Here is a 19,652-nt window from a genome sequence, read left to right as displayed (position 1 = left end):
AAACTGAGCAATCCCGAAACTTCGGGAGAAGTGCTACATACCAACCTAACGATTTTTGTTAGGTTTTTTTATGACATTACGAAAACGATTTCGTATATACCTATTTAGCAAGAATTTTCATTGGTGTATTGTTAAAATAGTTACATTTACTTTACTATTAAAATACATTCAAACCATACAATACCAATGAATTACCAAGAATTTTACAACCAAAGTATTCAATCCTCAGAATCCTTTTGGAAAGACCAAGCAGACCAAATCGATTGGTTTACAAAACCAACATCAATACTATCAAAGGACGCAAATTATTATCCACTTTGGTATAAAGATGGAGAACTAAATGCCTGTTATTTAGCTTTAGACAAACACATAGAAGATGGTTTTGGAGATCAAACAGCCATTATCTACGATTCTCCAGTAACACAAACTGTAAAAAAATATACCTACAACGAAGTAAAAACAGAAGTAGCCAAACTAGCAGGAGGAATGCTTTCTCTTGGATTAAAAAAAGGAGACACCGCTGTAATCTATATGCCAATGATTCCACAAGCAGCTTTTGCAATGTTGGCTTGCGCTCGAATAGGAGTAACGCATTCAGTTGTTTTTGGAGGTTTTGCACCACATGAATTGGCCATTAGAATTGACGATTGCAAACCAAGATTAATAATCACCGCTTCATCAGGAATAGAAATTGACCGATTAATTGCATACAAACCATTAGTAGATGAAGCGATAAATTTAGCAAATCATAAACCTAAAAAAGTAATAGTTTTCAATAGAAAATTGGGAGCAAGAATTCCGTTTAAAAAATACGATGTAGATTACGATGCTTTAGTTTATGGTTCTGAAGAAGCAGATTGTGTTTCTGTAAATGCAACGCATCCATTATACGTTTTATATACTTCTGGAACTACAGGGAAACCAAAAGGAATTGTCAGAGATACAGGAGGTTATGCGGTTGCACTTAAATTTTCAATGCAACACATTTACGGAGCAAAACAAGATGAAGTTTTTTGGGCAGCTTCTGATGTAGGTTGGGTTGTAGGTCATAGTTTCATCGTTTACGGACCATTAATTAATAGAAATACAACTGTAATATTTGAAGGAAAACCAATCAGAACTCCAGATGCAAGTACCTTTTGGAGAGTGATTGCCGAGCATAAAGTCAGCATTATGTTTACAGCTCCAACAGCCATTCGAGCCATAAAAAAAGAAGATCCAAATGGTGAATTTATCAAACAATACGATTTGTCTAATTTACGAACACAATTCTTGGCAGGCGAACGTTGTGATGTAGCGACTTTAGAATGGTATCGCGAACATATTCCGGTTCCAGCCATAGACCATTGGTGGCAAACAGAATCAGGTTGGCCTATGATTTGCAACATGATGGGAATTGAATATTTACCAATAAAACCAGGTTCTGCAGGAAAAGCAGTTACAGGTTACGACATTAGAATTTTTGGAGAAAACGGACAAGAATTAGGTCCAAACGAAGAAGGTTATGTTGTAATCAAATTACCATTGCCTCCAGGAACCATGTTGGATTTATGGAACGACAACGAACGTTTCAAAGCAGGATATTTGAATAAATTTCCAGGTTACTATTTCTCAGGCGATGGCGGATTTAAAGATGATGAAAACTATATTTATATAACTGGTAGAGTAGATGACGTTATAAATGTAGCAGGTCACAGACTTTCTACTGCCGAAATGGAAGAAATCGTTTCGTCTCATCATTCTGTTGCAGAGTGTGCTGTAATTGGAATTAATGACGAATTGAAAGGTCAAGTTCCATTAGCATTGGTTGTAAATAAATTAGGTGAAGATATTGAGCATTTTCAATTACAACACGAAGTAGTTCAGCTGGTTCGTGAGCAAATTGGAGCTGTTGCATCATTACGAGATGTAGTTATTGTTCAAAGATTGCCAAAAACACGTTCGGGTAAAATCTTACGAAAATTATTAAGAAGTATTGCCGACGGTGAAAACTTCCAAATCCCATCAACCATTGACGATGAAGCAATTATCGATGAAGTTAGAGAGGATTTTGTAAAAGCAAAAATAGGTTCCTTCAGATAAAATCAAGTTAAAAAAGCCAATAAGTATGTTTATTGGCTTTTTTTAGTGTAAATTTGAAGAGTGAATACTTACTAACTTATTCAATTATGGTAGAAACAACTTCCAAAAGACAGCAAGAGATTATAGAATCCGCAGGAAAACTTTTGATGGAAAAAGGTTTAAAGGGATTGACCACAAAGAATTTGGCTATTGAAATGGCTTTTTCTGAAAGTGCTTTGTACCGACATTTTAAAAATAAAGAAGATATCATTGTTTTATTATTAGATTATTTAGGAAATGATATGAAAGAACGATTGGATATAATTTTTGAAAATGATTCAACTTCAGAAGAAAAATTGAAACAGTTGTTTAGTAGTCAATTTCAGTTTTTTAGCAAAAATCCTCATTTTGTTGTTGCAGTCTTATCAGAAGGTTTGTTTGATGAATCTGAAAAAATCAATCAATCTATTGTGAAAATTGTTCATTATAAAACGCAATTGTTAACCAAAATTATTGAGGTTGGAAAAGAAAACAATGAATTTTCAAGTACTATTGAAACACAAGAAATTGTTCACATTCTTATAGGAAGTTTCCGAATGATGATGCTAAAATGGAAGTTCTCTAAATTTGAAATCGATCTGATAAATCAAGGAAATAAAATCATGAATACAACCATAAAATTAGTATCAAAATGAAAAAAATACTAGCCATAATAATCGGTTTAACACTTTTTTCATGCGGAAAAAGTGAAGAAGTTCAACCAATAAATCAAGACATTAAAGAATTGGTTTTTGCGTCAGGTCAATTGGAATGGGACGATTCGTATAATCTTACTGCTCAAACCGATGGTATTTTGCAAAATGCCAATTTTGAAATAGGAAACATGGTTACCAAAGGAAAAACTATCGCATCATTAGACAATGAAATCAACAAAATAAATGCAGAAACTTCGCAAGAACAATTAGTTATCTCAAATGAAAATGTAACTTCTAATGCACCAGCGTTATTACAATTGGAACAAAATATTCAGTTCGCAGAAAGCAAATATTTACAAGACAAAAAGCAAGCCGAACGCTACGAACGATTGAATCAGCAAAATATTGGTTCGAAAGTAGAATATGAAAACGCACAATTAGCAGCGAAAAATTCGCTATCCAATTTGAATTCTTTGAAAAAGCAATACCGAGTTATTTTGCAACAAGCGAAACAACAACAAATTGCTACAAAAGGTCAATTGAAAAGCAATCAAGTTATTAAAAAGTACAATTCGATTATCGTAACAGAAAGCGGAACGGTTATCAAAAAACTAAAAAACAACGGTGATTACGTAAAAAAAGGAGAAGTCATTGCAACCATTGCTAATCAAACGAAAGTGGAAGCCGTTTTAAACGTTGATGAAAATAGCATCGGAAAAGTAAAATTGGGACAAACCGTTTTTATAAAATTAAATACCAATAAAAACAGTGTTTTAAACGGAAAAATTACTGAAATACTTTCGGCATTTGACCAACAAACACAATCCTTTATTTGTAAAGTAACCTTCGATAAACCTATAGAAAATTCACTTTTCGGAACACAATTGGAAGCCAATATTTTGGTTGGAGAAAAGAAAAACGCATTACTAATTCCAAGAAATTATGTCGGATTTGGAAACAAAGTAAACGTAAAAGGGAAAGACGAAATCATAATTATAAAACCAGGAATTATTTCAACCGATTACGTTGAAGTAATAGAAGGCGTAACCAAAGACGATGTTCTTTTACCATTAAAACCTTAATCAGTGTCAGATATGAGATAGGAGTGTTTAAAACTCGACTCATAACTCAACACTCATAATTCATAACTCAAAAAAAAATGAACATCAATACAGCCATAGCGAAAACTTATGTAGTTTCTAATAAAAAACTCACTGCAGTTGCTGTTATGGGAGTTGTTTTAGGAATGTCAATTTATATTTTTATGAATTGTATGTTGGTAGGTTTTGACAAAAGTGCAAATTCATCTATGTTCAAATCAACTTCTCATATTCGAGTTTATAAAGACGACGTAATCAGCAAACCGTTGATTGAAAAAACGAATGCAACTCCTATAATCATCAATCCGAAAACCGTTCCAGTCAACAATACAATTATCAATCCGAATTTGGTTATCGAAACCATTTTGAGACAGAAAGAAGTAATTGTTGTTACACCTCAAGTGAGTTCTAGCGTATTTTATAACAATGGAAAATCACAAATTTCAGGATTGTCAGTAGGCATTAAACCCGATGAAGCCAACTTAATGTTTGATATAAAATCGTTTATGGTAGAAGGAAATTTCGATTTATTAAAATCCAATCAAAATGGAATTGTTATAGGAAGTGGAATTGCCGAAAAAATGAATTTAGCCGTAAATGACAATCTCAATCTTACCTCTTCCAAAGGAATCAATCGCAGCTTTAAGGTTATTGGTGTTTTTAAAACAAATAATTCTGCTGTTGATAAAACAAAATCTTACATCAATATCGCAACAGCACAACAACTTTTAAAAGAAGGAAGCAACTACATCACCGACATAAATGTTAATGTAATCGACCCAGAAAATGCCGAAAATGTAGCCACTAAAATTGAGGCGATAACTGGCTATAAAGCCGAAGGTTGGAAAGAAGCCAATGCAACTTATGTAGCAGGAAATAGGATGCGTAAAATAGTCATCACTTTTGTTTCCTTTACAATTCTATTAGTCGCAGGATTCGGAATTTACAACATCTTAAACATGACAGTTTCTCAAAAAATAAATGATATTGCTATTCTCAAAGCTATGGGATTTAAAGGAAAAGACGTCATCAGAATATTTGTAACTCAAGCGGTTTCAATAGGAATTATGGGAGTTATTGGTGGAATCATAATGGCAATTATTCTAATCACAATTTTGAAAAACATCTACGTTGGTGGCGATATTGGTTATTTTCCAATTGATTACGAATTCAAAAAATTTGTGCAAGGTGTTGCCATTGGATTAGTAATTACCTTTTTCGCAGGTTATATTCCTGCAAAGAAAGCCGCGAATGTTGATCCTGTTGAAATTTTAAGAAAATAGAAATGAACATCCTTGAAACCAAAAATATAAACAAGTTTTTCCACGAACCAACAGAATTTCAAGTGTTGAAAGAGATTTCATTTGATGTAAAAAAAGGTGAATTTCTTTCAATGGTAGGAAAATCGGGTAGTGGTAAATCAACACTTTTATATATACTTTCCACCATGGATACTGATTATAAAGGAGAATTATATATTGATAATAAAATGATGACTGGTTTATCAACCGATCAACTGGCCGAAATCAGAAACGAAAAAATTGGATTTGTTTTCCAATTTCATTATTTGCTTCCTGAGTTTTCATGCTTAAGAAATGTGATGATTCCGGCTTTGAAACTTGGGAAATTACCCGAAAAAGAAATCGAAGCACGTGCTTATCAAAAATTGGAAATACTAGGTTTGCAAGACCAAGCATTGAAACCATCTAGCAAACTTTCAGGCGGTCAACAACAACGTGTGGCTATTGCAAGAGCATTGATTAATGATCCATTAATAATAATGGGTGACGAACCAACTGGAAATCTGGATAGTAAAAACACCAACATAGTTTTTGATATTTTTCAAGAATTGACTCGAAATTTTGGTCAAACAATAATTGCTGTTACTCATGATGAAGATTTTGCTCATAAAAGCGACAGAATTATTGAAATGAAAGACGGCAGAATTATCAGTTAATGTTTCCCTTTTTTATATTATATATAGCAATTTAGCAAGAAATATCTTTTTTGCATTTGTAGATTATTTATATTTACAAAACCAAACGACTATTTACTAGTCACTATTAACTAATTACAAAAAATATACAATGAGTTACTATACAATAGACAATTTAGAGCATTACTTTAAAATGTATAAAAAATCGGTTCGTGAACCAAGAAAATTTTGGGACCGAATTGCCGATGAACACTTTACTTGGTACCAAAAATGGGATAAAGTAATGGAATTTGATATGCAAGAAGCCAAATTCAAATGGTTTGTAGACGCTAAAGTAAACATAACTAAAAACTGCATTGACAGGCATTTAGCTAAACGTGGAGAAAAAACGGCAATTATATTCGAACCAAATGATCCAAACGAAGAAGCGCAACATATTTCTTATAACGAATTGTACGCAAGAGTTTCCAAAATGGCAAACGTGTTGCGTGATCAAGGTGTAAAAAAAGGAGACAGAGTTTGTATTTATCTTCCAATGATTCCCGAATTGGCAGTTTCTGTTTTGGCTTGCGCCCGAATTGGAGCAATACATTCGGTAGTTTTTGCAGGATTTTCATCTTCGGCAGTTTCAGCTCGTATCAATGATTCTGAATGTAAATTGGTAATCACATCTGAAGGAAGTTACCGCGGTAATAAAGCCATCGATTTAAAAGGAATTGTTGATGAAGCGTTAGAAAAATCACCTTGCGTAGAAAAAGTTTTGGTTGTAAAAAGAACCAATTCTGAAGTAACCATGAAAGAAGGTCGTGATATTTGGTTGCAACCACTTTTAGATGAAGCAATTCCGAATAATGTAGCCGAAATAATGGATGCAGAAGATCCGTTATTTATACTTTACACTTCGGGTTCTACAGGAAAACCTAAAGGAATGGTGCATACAACGGCTGGATATATGGTTCAAACGGCTTACTCTTTTAAAAATGTATTCAACTACCAAGAAAGTGATGTGTATTGGTGTACTGCCGATATTGGCTGGATTACAGGACATTCTTATATTTTATACGGACCATTATTAAATGGAGCAACAACAGTAATTTTCGAAGGCGTTCCGTCATATCCAGATTTTTCACGTTTTTGGGAAATAATCGAAAAACATCAAGTCAATCAATTTTATACTGCGCCAACTGCGATTAGAGCTTTGGCAAAAGAAAGTCTAGATTTCGTTCAACGTTTTCCATTACAATCTTTAAAAGTTATTGGATCTGTTGGTGAACCCATCAATGAAGAAGCTTGGCATTGGTATAATGCGCACGTTGGTGGAAAGCGTTGTCCATTAGTTGATACTTGGTGGCAAACCGAAACTGGAAGTATTATGATATCTCCAATTCCGTTTGTAACGCCAACAAAACCCACCTATGCGTCGTTACCTTTACCAGGAATTCAACCAGTATTGATGGATGAATTGCGTAACGAAATTGAAGGCAATCAAGTGACAGGAAGTTTGTGTATCAAATTCCCATGGCCTTCAATGGCGCGAACTATTTGGGGTGACCATCAACGTTACAAAGAAACCTATTTCACGGCGTTCCCAGGTAAATATTTTACCGGTGATGGTGCTTTAAGAGATGAAGTTGGTTACTATAGAATTACTGGAAGAGTAGATGACGTAATCATTGTTTCTGGACATAATTTAGGAACTGCTCCAATTGAAGATTCTATTAATGAGCATCCAGCTGTGGCAGAAAGTGCTATCGTTGGTTTCCCACATGATGTGAAAGGAAATGCACTTTACGGATATGTAATTTTGAAAGAAATAGGAGAAGGAAGAGATAGAGATAATTTGGCTAAAGAGATTAATCAATTAATTTCAGATCAAATAGGACCAATCGCGAAATTAGACAAAATTCAATTTGTTTCAGGTTTACCTAAAACACGTTCAGGAAAAATCATGCGTAGAATTTTAAGAAAAATTGCAGAAGGCGACTTCTCTAATTTCGGAGATACTTCAACCTTATTAAATCCAGAAATAGTAGAAGAAATCAAAAACGGAAAGTTATAGTTTTAGTATATTTATTTTAAAAACTGCTCTAGAAATAGGGCAGTTTTTTTTTAACAAATAGTTATTAGGTATTTATTAGAGCAATTCCTAAATTTGAAATCTTAACTTTTCAATCCATTTCATGAAAAAACTTACTTTACTCTGTTTGCTTTGTGTTTTTATTTTTCCAATGAATACTTTTTCTCAATCTAAAAAGAAGAAGAAAGAACAAGAAGCTGCTGCTGCTGCAAAAGAAGCATCTCAAACTTCTGACAAGAAAAAAGACGGCAAAATTAAAGATTACAACAAAGTAATTACTAATGAGGCCAAATCGCAAGAAGGTCTTTTTAAAACACACAAAGTAGACGACAAGTATTTTTATGAAATTCCAAATAACTTATTAGGAAAAGAAATGCTTTTGGTAAGCAGAATTTCTAAACTTCCATCGGGAATTGGAAATGGCTACATCAACGCCGGAAGTTCAATCAACGAACAATTAATTACTTGGGAACGCATTCAAGATAAAATTGTTATTAAAGTAAAATCGTATGCTGCTGTGGCAAATGATAGTTTACCAATTAGTATTTCTGTTAAAGCAAATAATTATGAACCAACATTATACGCATTTAATATTGAAGCAATTAGCCAAGATTCTGCCAATGTTGTAATTGATGTTACTAAGTTTTTTAGTAGCGATGTAAAAGCGTTAAGCGGATTAGATTCATCACTAAGAGAAACCTACAAAGTGAAAAGTCTTGATGAGTCAAGGAGTTTTATTACTTCAATAAAATCATTTCCTTTCAATATAGAAGTGGTTCAAGATTTTACATTTACTGCTTCTAAACCACCAGTTTTAGAGGAATCAGAAAGCATTAGTTTGCAAATGAATCAGTCGATGATTTTATTGCCAGAAATCCCAATGAAGCCAAGATTATTCGACGAAAGAGTAGGTTGGTTTACCTTAAATCATTACGATTATTCAAGTGAAGCTTTAAAATCAGATAAAAAAACGTTCATTAGAAAATGGCGTTTAGAACCTAAAGATGTCGAAGCCTACAATCGTGGTGAATTGGTTGAACCAATAAAACCAATTGTTTATTATTTAGATCCAGCAACTCCAGAAAAATTACGTAAATACATAAAACAAGGTGTTGAAGAATGGCAAAAACCATTTGAAGCAGCCGGATTTAAAAACGCCATTATTTGCAAAGATCCACCAACTAAAGAAGAAGATCCCGATTTTAATCCAGAAGATATTCGCTATTCTGTAATTCGATATGTAGCAAGTACTACAAGAAATGCAGTTGGTCCAAGTGTTTCAGATCCAAGAACTGGTGAAATTATCGAAAGTGATATTATTTGGTACCACAATCATTTACGTTCCTATAGAAATCGCTATTTGTTAGAAACTGGAGCAGCAAATCCAAAAGCGAGAACATTAGAAACGAGCGATGAAGACATGGGCGAAATGATGCAAATGGTTATCGCTCACGAAGTGGGTCATGCATTAGGATTGCCTCACAATATGGGTGCAAGTTGCTCTTATGATGTAGAAAATTACAGAAAACCAGCATTTACAAAACAATTCGGAATTTCGTCAAGCATTATGGATTATGCACGTTTCAACTACATTGCACAACCTGGAGATGGCGATGTTCGTTTTATTAGACAAATGGGTCCATATGATTTTTATGCCATAAATTGGGGTTACCGAATGATTCCAAACGCGAAAACTAGCGAGAGCGAAACACCAACATTAGACAAATGGATTGAAGAAAAAGCCAACGATAGAAATTATAAATTTGGAAATCAAGGTAGCGCATTCGACCCAAGTTCGCAAACAGAAGACATAGGAAATGATGCTATGAAAGCAAGTACTTATGCCTTAAGTAATTTAAAAATTGTAACTGAAAATCTTCCAAAATGGACCAGTGATAAAACAAATGATTATGAAGATTTATCAGAATTGTACACAGAATTATTAGGTGCTTGGAGTCGCTATGTTGGACATGTAACTACTAATATTGCTGGTGTTTATGAAACCTACAAAAAACCCAATCAAGGCGGATTTATTTATGCAGTTGTCCCAAAAGAAAAACAACAAGAAGCCTTGAAATGGTTGCATCAAAATGCTTTTGCAAGTCCGACTTGGTTAGTTAATAATTCAGTTTTAAAAAATAGTGCTTATGCTGGTTATACCGATAAATTTAGAAGCATTCAAGTGCGTCATCTTAACAAGATATTGAGTTTTGAAACTTTAGGAAGATTGATTGATGGTGCCAATTTAAGTGAAGCCAATTACAAACCAATTCAGTTTTTAAGAGAAGTGCGTTTGGGATTATTTAAAGAAGCAGCGAGCCAACAAAATGTTTCGGTTTATAGAAGAAATTTACAACGTGCCTACATTGATCGAATGGAATTTTTGATGAAAGAAAAGATGAATCCAGAAGGAAATGATGACTATTATATGACATCACAATCAGATGTTCGTGCTTTAGTTCGCGGTGAATTAAAACAATTAATTAGTACTTTACAATTTGCCAAAATGGCTCCAACTGATATTGAAACAAAATACCATTACGACGATTGCATCGAACGAATCAATTTAATTCTGAAACCAATCAAATAAATTGCACAATCCTCAAACTAATCATTTGGGGATTTTTTTTAGTTTACAAATGACCAACATGGATTTTGCATCAATAATAAAAGTAAACAAGTATTAAAATTTACAATTAGTTTTATTACTAATTCATTTTTACTATTTTTATAAACTAATTTTAAACTTAGCCAATAATTTATGCGCAACTTTATTCTACTTTTTTTCTTGGGATGTTTTGCTGTTCAATCTCAAGAATATTTCCCTAAAAACGATGGTGTCAAGCAAAATTTCAAAAATTACACGGCCATTATCAACGCAACAGTATATGTAAATTCTACTCAAAAGTTAGAAAATGCAAGTATTCTGATAAAGGAAGATAAAATAGTAGAGGTTGGAAATTCGATTAAAATTCCAAACAACGCACTAATTGTTGATGCCAAAGGAAAAACCATTTATCCTTCTTTCATAGAAATTTTCAGCGAATTCGGAATCACAAAAGGTACTGCAAAATCTACTGGAACTGCGCCACAATACGATGGAAGCCGCGAAGGATATTATTGGAACGATCACATCAAACCTGATTATAATGCTTATGAAAATTTAGGCTACGATTCTAAAGCAGCAACAACTTTAAGAGAAAGTGGTTTTGGAACAGTTTTAAGCCATAATAACGATGGCGTAATTGCTGGAACTGGTTTATTTTGGACTCTAAATGATATTGGCGATAACTCTAAACGTATTTTAAATAACGCTATTTCGCAACATTTTAGTTTTAGAAAAAGTTCGCTTTCTAGACAATCCTATCCAAGTTCTTTAATGGGAAGCATGGCTTTAATTCGCCAAGTTTTTCACGATGCCAAATGGTATGCAACAGGAAGTTCAACCACAAGAGACTTTTCATTAGAAGCTTTTAATAACAATAAAAAGTTAGTTCAAATTTTTAATTCGGGTGATAAACTGAATAATCTTCGTGCTGATAAAATTGGCGATGAGTTCGGAGTAAACTTTATTATCAAAGGAAAAGGAAACGAATTTGAACGCATTGAAGAAATTAAAAAAACCAATGCAACTTATATAATTCCAATAAATTTTCCAGAACCTTATGATGTTTCTGATAATTATTTGGCTCAACTAGTTAATGTTGGCGATATGAAATATTGGAATCAAGCGCCTTTTAACTTGAAGATACTTGCCGAAAATAATGTGCCATTCGTAATCACATCAGCCGATTTGAAAGAGCAAAAATCATTTCTTCCTAATTTAAGAAAAGCGGTTTTCTATGGATTGCCAAAAGAAAAAGCAATTGCCGCTTTAACAGAAAATCCGGCTAAAGTATTAAATCAATATGATAAAGTAGGTTCGATATCTAAAGGTAAATTGGCGAATTTCATTATAGTTTCGGGCGATATTTTCGAAGAAAAAAGTACCATTCAAGAAAATTGGGTACAAGGAAACAGAACAATTATCGAAAAAAGTACATTAACCGATATTAGAGGAATTTACGATGTTACATTTGATAATCAAACATTTGAACTGAAAATCGAAGGTGAATTATCTAAATTAGATGCAAAAACTACAAAAGACAGTATTAATTACGGAACCAAAATTCAGTACAACGAACCTTGGTTCAATGCAGTTATAAAAGATAAAGATACGCTAAAAGCAAATTTCGTAAGGCTTTCTGGAGTTTTCGATAAAAACGCATTCAAAGGAAAAGCCATTTTACAAAACGGAAATGAAACTTCATGGACTGCTGTAAAAAAAGGAGAGCATGAAATTAAAATTGATAAAGACAAAAAAGAACCAAAAGTTCCTGTAATGTATCCAGTTACTTTTCCAAATATCGCTTACGGAAATAATTCTAAACCTAAACAAGAAACTATTTTGTTTAAAAATGCAACCGTTTGGACAGGTGAAAAAGACGGAATTTTAAAAGAAACCGATGTCTTAGTTGAAAACGGAAAAATTGTAAAAATTGGAAAAAATATTTCTAGTTCCAATGCTAAGTCAATTGATGCTACAGGAAAACACTTAACAGCTGGAATTATCGATGAACATTCGCACATTGCAATTTCAAATGGTGTCAATGAAGGTGGACAAAATTCATCGGCAGAAGTTACTATTGAAGATGTAGTCAATTCTGACGATATCAATATTTATAGAAATTTATCTGGCGGAGTTACTTCGGCTAATTTATTGCACGGTTCTGCAAATCCAATTGGCGGACGCGCAGCATTTGTTAAATTAAAATGGGGATTTTCACCTGATGAAATGTTGGTTAAAGATTCACCAAAATACATCAAATTTGCTTTAGGCGAAAATGTCAAACAATCCAATTGGGGTGACAATGCTAGAAACCGTTTTCCGCAATCTAGAATGGGTGTCGAGCAGGTATATGAAGATTATTTTTCAAGAGCAATTGCTTATCAAAACGAATGGAAAGCATTCAAATCGGGCAATGGAAAAAATAAAATCGAACCACGTTACGATGTAGAAATGGAAGTTTTAAGTGAAATTTTAAACAAAAAACGATTCATAACATGTCATTCTTATGTGCAATCAGAAATCAATATGCTGATTAAATTGGCCGATCGTTATGATTTTAAAATTCAAACTTTCACACACATTCTTGAAGGTTATAAAGTTGCCGATAAGATGAAAAATCACGGTGTTGCGGGTTCTACTTTCGCCGATTGGTGGGCTTATAAATTTGAAGTAAACGATGCAATTCCATACAATGCAGCATTGATGCACAGCGAAGGTGTTCAAGTATCTATTAATTCTGACGATGCAGAAATGTCTAGGCGATTGAATCAAGAAGCTGCCAAAACAGTTAAATACGGAGCAATAACCGAAGAAGAAGCATGGAATTTTGTAACGCTAAATCCGGCTAAAATTCTACAAGTTGATTCTAAAGTTGGAAGTATAAAAGTGGGCAAAGATGCCGATGTGGTACTTTGGTCAGACAATCCGCTTTCTATTTACGCAAAAGCTGAGAAAACGGTTATCGACGGAATCATTTTCTATGATTTAGAGAAAGAAGCATTGGCGTCAGAAACCATTAAAAAAGAAAGAGCGAGTTTGATAAATGAGTTATTAGAAGCTAAAAACAGCGGATTAAAAACGCAACTTCCTACCAAGAAATCAACAGGTCATTATCATTGTGATACGTTGGATGACTTTTGTACCGACTCACATTATAAAATCAACTAAACTAAAATTCGATGAAATATATATTTTTCTTACTACTAACTTTTATTGGATACAGCCAACAAACGCCTGCTTCCAAACAGACAAAATCAATTTTAATTACAGGAGGATTTGCCCATTTAGGAAATGGATCTGTTGTTGAAAACAGCGTAATCTCTATTGTTGATGGGAAAATAGCATACGTGGCCGATGGAAATTTAATGAAACCAGGAAAGCATGATACTTACATAAATGCCTCTGGAAAACATATTTATCCAGGATTTATTGCTCCAAATTCAACACTAGGTTTAGTTGAAATTGATGCCGTTAGAGCTTCAGATGACGAACGTGAAATTGGCGAATTCAATCCACACATTCGAAGCATTATTGCTTACAATACTGAATCGGTTATCACAGAATCGGTAAGACCAAACGGAATTTTATTGGCTCAAATTGCACCTCGTGGTGGAAGAATTTCTGGAACTTCTTCTGTAGTCCAATTGGATGCATGGAATTGGGAAGACGCAATTGTTAAAGAAAATGACGGTATTTTTCTAGATTGGCCAACTAGTTACACTTATGCTGGTGGAAGAAACGAAGCAATTTTAGAACCTAATAAAAAATACGATGAGCAACTGAAGGCTATTCAAGATTATTTTGATAATTCGGCGGCTTATCTTAATAGTGATAAATCGAAGAAAGATTTGGCCTATGAAGCCATGAATGGATTACAAAACGGAACTAAAAATTTGTACATCACTGCAACGAACGAAAAAGAAATTGAAGATATTGTTTTGTTCAAAATCAAAAATAAATTACCAAATGTTACCATTGTTGGTGGTTATTTTGCTTACAAAGTAGCCGATTTGTTGAAACAAAATAACATTTCAGTTCTTTTAAGAAGAGTTCACAGTTTGCCAATTCTTGAAGATGAAGATGTGAATTTGCCATACAAAAATGCTAAAATCTTGGTAGATAAAGGAGTTTTAGTAGCATTAGAAAATTCGGGTGATATGGAACGCATGCAAACAAGAAACTTGCCATTCTATGCCGGAACTTGCGCTGCTTGGGGAATTCCAAAAGAACAAGCACTTCAATTAATTACTTTAAATACTGCAAAAATTCTCGGAGTTGATAAAAACTACGGAAGCCTTGAATCTGGTAAAAGTGCCACTTTGTTTATATCTGAAGGTGATGCACTTGATATGAAAACCAATGTTATTTCTGACGCTTTTGTTGATGGAAGACAAATTAGCTTGGAAAGTCATCAAACCGAATTGTACAAACGTTACAAAGCTAAATATCAAGAGAAAAAGCAAATTAAAAACCAATAATAATATAACATTTAATCGAAATTTAATAAACAAATAGCAAACTTATGAGCTACTTTTACATGGTATGGAAAACGAGAAGGAAGTTATTATTATTGGTGGTGGTTTAGCAGGATTAACAGCAGCAATTCATCTTTCTAAAAGATATTTTTCGGTTACTGTTATTGAAAAAAATGAGTTTCCTAAACATAAAGTTTGTGGTGAATATATTTCAAATGAGGTATTACCTTATTTTGAATGGTTGGATTTAAATATTTCTGATATAAAACCAACTACCATAACAAAACTAAAGTTTTCGTCCACTAATGGCACGTCAATTTCAACCGATTTACCTTTGGGAGGATTTGGAATAAGTAGGTACGAATTGGATTTTTATCTCTACAACAAAGCAATTGAAAATGGATGTAAAATCATTAAAGATGAAGTTAAAAACGTAGTTTTCAATAATGATTTATTTGAAGTTACTACAGAAAATGGTTTACATCTTAAATCAAAAATTGTTCTCGGAGCTTTCGGGAAAAGATCAAATATTGATCTTTTGCTAAATAGAGATTTCATTCAAAAAAAATCGCCGTGGTTGGCTGTAAAAGCACATTATTCGGGTGAATTTAGATCTGAATTTGTTGGATTACACAATTTTAATGGTGGTTATTGTGGTGTTTCTAAAGTAGAAAATGAGATTATAAATATTTGCTATTTAGTTCGATATAACGCTTTTAAAAAGTATAAAAACATTACTGACTTTCAAGAATTTGTATTAAAAAAGAATCCGCATTTAAAGAAAGTTTTAGAAAATTCTAAATTACTTTTTGAAAAACCATTAACCATAAGTCAGATTTCTTTCGAGAAAAAACTACCAATCGAAAATCATATTTTGATGATTGGTGATACTGCCGGATTAATTCATCCGTTGTGTGGAAACGGAATGGCAATGGCGATTCATAGTGCTAAAATTGCATCCGATTTAGTCGAAAAATTCTTGAGTAATAAAATTAAATCCAGGTTAGTTTGTGAAAAAAAATATACTAAAAAATGGAATTTTAACTTTAATAATCGTCTCAAAATGGGCCGTGTTTTAGCTAAATTATTACTACATCCAAAACTTTCTACTATTTTGTTGCGTATACTAATTATCGTTCCGTTTGCTCTGAAATTTATTATTAAAAAGACGCATGGAAAACCAATACTTGTAAAATACAAATGATTTTTATAAATACTAAAAAGCGAAGTGATGCTGATGAAATTATGGATGATTTTGCCCTTGAAGGCGAAACATTGCGTGATGCGTTAGATAAAATTGCCAAAATAAATCAGCTTTTAGGAGGAAACAAACTAACTTTACAAGGCGTTCAAAAATTATTAGAAAACACATCAAATGCAACTGAAATTAAAATAGTTGATATTGGTTGCGGAAATGGTGACATGTTGCGATATCTTGCAGATTACGCCAAAAATAACAATTGGAATTTTAAACTAATTGGTGTTGATGCAAATAATTTCACAATCAATCATGCGATAAATTTATCCAAAGAATACAGTACTATTAGTTATTTATGCGAAGATATTTTCGATACTGAATTTGATAATTTAAAATATGATATTGTCTTGTGTACATTGACATTACATCATTTTAAAGAACCTCAAATAGAAAAGTTGATGGCACAATTTTATAAAAATGCAACAATAGGCATTGTAGTAAATGATTTGCAACGAAGCGCAATTGCTTATCGGCTTTTTCAAGCCTTATGCTTTGTTTTTCAACTGAATAAAATGTCAAGAGAAGACGGATTAGTTTCCATACTTCGTGGTTTTAAAAGAAGTGAATTAGAAGCCACTTCAAATAAATTAAATTTTAAAAACTATACAATTAATTGGAAATGGGCTTTTCGTTACCAATGGATTGTGAAAAAAATATGAGTGTAAAAATTAAAACAGTTGCTAAGCAATTACCAAAATATTCTAGAAATACAGAAGAAATTCTGCCGTTTTTAGATGCTTGGCTAATAGGTCAAGAACCACGATTTATTAGAAAAGTAAAGAAAATTTTTGAAGGTGCAATGGTTGACAAACGCTATTCTATAATGGATCCAGTCGAAGTTTTTACCAAAACATCATTCGAAGAACGCAACGATATTTATGTTCGTGAAGTAATTGAATTGGGCGAAAAAGTATTAGAAAAAGCATTGACAAAAGCGAACTGGAAACCAACCGATTTAGATTACATCATAACTGTGAGTTGTACTGGAATCATGATTCCGTCATTGGATGCTTATTTGATTAATAAATTGAAATTACGCCAAGATATTGTTAGATTACCAGTTACCGAAATGGGTTGCGCAGCAGGAATTTCTGGTATAATTTATGCCAAAAACTTCTTGAAAGCCAATCCAGGAAAGCGAGCTGCAGTTATTGCTGTAGAAAGTCCAACGGCAACTTTTCAATTGGACGATTTTTCTATGGCAAATATTGTAAGTGCTGCTATTTTTGGCGATGGTGCAGCTTGTATCTTACTTTCGTCAAATGAGGAAGATGAAGGTCCGGAAATTCTAGCTGATGAGATGTATCATTTTTACGATAACATTCACATGATGGGTTTCAAATTAACCAATTCGGGATTGCAAATGGTTCTTGATATTGAAGTTCCTGAAACCATTTCGGCTCATTTTCCCGATATTATTCATCCTTTTTTGGAAAAAAATAACCTAAAAATGGAAGATATAGATCATTTGATATTTCATCCTGGTGGAAAGAAAATAGTAAATACTGTTGAAGATTTATTTTCTGATTTAGGCAAAAACATCAATGATACCAAAGAAGTTTTACGATTATACGGAAATATGTCAAGCGCAACAGTATTGTATGTTTTAGAACGAATTATGGATTCGAATCCTAAAAAAGGAGAGAAAGGATTAATGCTAAGTTTCGGACCAGGTTTTTCGGCACAACGAATTTTATTAGAATTTTAGTTCGACACGAATTTCACAAATTTTCACAAATTTTGATTTTTATATTTTTAAATTGGTGCTATAACAAAAAATCAAGAAACAATAAATTAGTGTAATTAGTAAACTATTTTAATTCATGCAAATTCGTGAAATTAGTGTAAAATAACAATTGTATGACAAACCAAGATATAATAGCGAAATTACCTTATTCAAAACCGTTTTTATTTGTAGACGAGATAACGTCTATTTCTGAAAATGGCGTTGTTGGAAATTATACATTTGATGAAAATTTAGATTTTTACAAAGGACATTTCAAAAATAATCCAGTAACTCCAGGTGTAATTTTAACTGAAGTAATGGCGCAAATTGGTGTAGTTTGTTTGGGGATATATTTATTAAATAATGACATTAATAAAAATACTTTAATTGCCTTAACATCAAGTGAAATAGAATATTTAAAACCTGTTTTTCCAAAAGAAAAAGTGGTTGTAATTTCTGAAAAAATATATTTCAGATTTGGCAAATTAAAGTGTAAAGTAAAAATGATAAAAGATTCAGGAATTGAAGTTTGTAACGGAACAATTGCAGGAATGATTTATGAAAAATAGAGTTGTAATTACTGGGTTAGGAATTGTTGCTCCAAATGGAGTAGGACTCGACGCGTTTACAAATGCCATTAAAAACGGTATTTCCGGAATAAAGCATGACTCTGAATTGGAACGTTTACAATTTTCATGTCAGATTGCTGGTAAACCTGATGTTTCTAGAGAATTATCTTTAGACTATTTTACAGAATTAGAACTGAGAAATTTCAACTCAACCGGAATACTTTATGGTGTAATTGCAGCGATGGATGCTTGGAAAGATGCAGGATTATCGATAGAAAACAATGAAAATCCTGATTGGGATTCGGGTACAATCTTTGGAACTGGAACTTCGGGAATTGAAAAATTTAGAGAAAGTATTTATAAAATTGATGATTTTCAAACCCGAAGATTAGGAAGTAATGCCGTTGCACAAACTATGAACAGTGGCGTTAGCGCTTACATCGGCGGAAAATTAGGATTAGGAAATCAAGTGACAACCAATTCATCGGCTTGCACCACAGGAACAGAAAGTATTTTAATGGCATTTGAACGAATAAAATCAGGACAAGCCAAACGAATAATTGCAGGAAGTACGAGTGATTCTGGACCATACATTTGGGGTGGATTTGATGCCATGAAAGTTTGCACCTACAAACACAATGAATCTCCGGAAAAAGGATCAAGACCAATGAGTGCAACTGCGTCAGGATTTGTGCCTGGAAGTGGAGCTGGAGCTTTAATTCTTGAAGATTTAGAATCTGCTTTAAATCGTGGTGCCAAAATTTACGCCGAAGTTTTAGGTGGAAATGTAAATTCGGGAGGACAACGAGGTGAAGGAACGATGACAGCGCCAAATTCAATTGCAGTAAAAAAATGTATTGAGAATGCTTTACTTCATTCTGGAATTTCTTCAAATGAAATTGATGCAATTAACGGACATTTGACAGCAACATCTAAAGACAGTTTGGAAATTAAAAATTGGACCAAAGCATTAAACAGAAAAGGATTAGATTTTCCTTATATAAATTCGTTGAAATCTACTGTCGGTCACTGTTTGTCGGCAGCTGGAAGTATTGAAAGTGTGGCATCGGTCTTGCAAATTCACCACGGATTTATTTTTCCGAATGTGAATTGTGATGATTTAAATCCCGAAATTGCTGATTTAATT

Annotated in this window: 14 protein-coding genes; all 14 read left to right on the top strand. The window is 33.1% G+C overall.

What is annotated here, in order from left to right; translation table 11 throughout:
* Positions 1 to 180 precede the first annotated feature (180 nt).
* Positions 181 to 2,082: a propionyl-CoA synthetase gene (locus tag DIU01_RS05630; protein ID WP_290832375.1), complete on the top strand. Its 1,902-nt coding sequence runs from the start codon at positions 181 to 183 to the stop codon at positions 2,080 to 2,082.
* An 86-nt stretch (positions 2,083 to 2,168) separates the two neighbouring features.
* Positions 2,169 to 2,756, top strand: a complete 588-nt coding sequence (locus tag DIU01_RS05625; protein WP_290832325.1) for a TetR/AcrR family transcriptional regulator — start codon at positions 2,169 to 2,171, stop codon at positions 2,754 to 2,756.
* The gene (locus DIU01_RS05620; RefSeq protein WP_290832323.1) at positions 2,753 to 3,838 is read left to right on the top strand and encodes an HlyD family efflux transporter periplasmic adaptor subunit; all 1,086 of its coding nucleotides are present in this window, start codon (positions 2,753 to 2,755) and stop codon (positions 3,836 to 3,838) included. The genes DIU01_RS05625 and DIU01_RS05620 overlap by 4 nt, the downstream gene beginning before the upstream one ends.
* A 77-nt stretch (positions 3,839 to 3,915) precedes the next feature.
* Entirely contained in the window at positions 3,916 to 5,139 is a 1,224-nt protein-coding gene (locus tag DIU01_RS05615) for an ABC transporter permease (RefSeq protein WP_290832321.1), read from the top strand.
* Between the two features lie 2 nt (positions 5,140 to 5,141).
* Entirely contained in the window at positions 5,142 to 5,813 is a 672-nt protein-coding gene (locus DIU01_RS05610) for an ABC transporter ATP-binding protein (protein ID WP_290832319.1), read from the top strand.
* 130 nt (positions 5,814 to 5,943) lie between these two features.
* Positions 5,944 to 7,851, top strand: coding sequence for an acetate--CoA ligase (acs, locus tag DIU01_RS05605; RefSeq protein ID WP_290832317.1), 1,908 nt, complete (start codon positions 5,944 to 5,946; stop codon positions 7,849 to 7,851).
* 121 nt (positions 7,852 to 7,972) lie between these two features.
* The gene (locus DIU01_RS05600) at positions 7,973 to 10,459 is read left to right on the top strand and encodes a zinc-dependent metalloprotease (RefSeq protein WP_290832315.1); all 2,487 of its coding nucleotides are present in this window, start codon (positions 7,973 to 7,975) and stop codon (positions 10,457 to 10,459) included.
* A 171-nt stretch (positions 10,460 to 10,630) separates the two neighbouring features.
* On the top strand, positions 10,631 to 13,645 hold the full coding sequence (locus DIU01_RS05595; RefSeq protein WP_290832313.1) for an amidohydrolase family protein: 3,015 nt from the start codon (positions 10,631 to 10,633) through the stop codon (positions 13,643 to 13,645).
* 11 nt (positions 13,646 to 13,656) lie between these two features.
* Positions 13,657 to 14,955, top strand: a complete 1,299-nt coding sequence (locus DIU01_RS05590; RefSeq protein WP_290832311.1) for an amidohydrolase family protein — start codon at positions 13,657 to 13,659, stop codon at positions 14,953 to 14,955.
* Between the two features lie 64 nt (positions 14,956 to 15,019).
* Positions 15,020 to 16,156 carry an NAD(P)/FAD-dependent oxidoreductase gene (locus DIU01_RS05585; RefSeq protein WP_290832309.1) on the top strand — a complete coding sequence of 379 codons (1,137 nt, stop codon included), beginning with the start codon at positions 15,020 to 15,022 and terminating at the stop codon, positions 16,154 to 16,156.
* Positions 16,156 to 16,869 (top strand): methyltransferase domain-containing protein, encoded by a 714-nt coding sequence (locus tag DIU01_RS05580; protein ID WP_290832373.1) that lies wholly within the window; start codon positions 16,156 to 16,158, stop codon positions 16,867 to 16,869. The genes DIU01_RS05585 and DIU01_RS05580 overlap by 1 nt, the downstream gene beginning before the upstream one ends.
* Positions 16,866 to 17,918, top strand: a complete 1,053-nt coding sequence (locus tag DIU01_RS05575) for a type III polyketide synthase (protein ID WP_290832307.1) — start codon at positions 16,866 to 16,868, stop codon at positions 17,916 to 17,918. The genes DIU01_RS05580 and DIU01_RS05575 overlap by 4 nt, the downstream gene beginning before the upstream one ends.
* Before the next feature lie 152 nt (positions 17,919 to 18,070).
* Entirely contained in the window at positions 18,071 to 18,505 is a 435-nt protein-coding gene (locus tag DIU01_RS05570; protein WP_290832305.1) for a FabA/FabZ family ACP-dehydratase, read from the top strand.
* Positions 18,495 to 19,652: beta-ketoacyl synthase (locus DIU01_RS05565; RefSeq protein ID WP_290832303.1), on the top strand; the 1,158-nt coding region annotated here is incomplete at its 3' end. The genes DIU01_RS05570 and DIU01_RS05565, both read left to right, overlap by 11 nt.

Source organism: Flavobacterium sp. (assembly GCF_003525665.1).
Taxonomy (GTDB): domain Bacteria; phylum Bacteroidota; class Bacteroidia; order Flavobacteriales; family Flavobacteriaceae; genus Flavobacterium.
The sequence above is the reverse complement of the archived record's forward strand: the minus strand, read 5'-3'. Positions and strand labels throughout refer to the sequence as shown.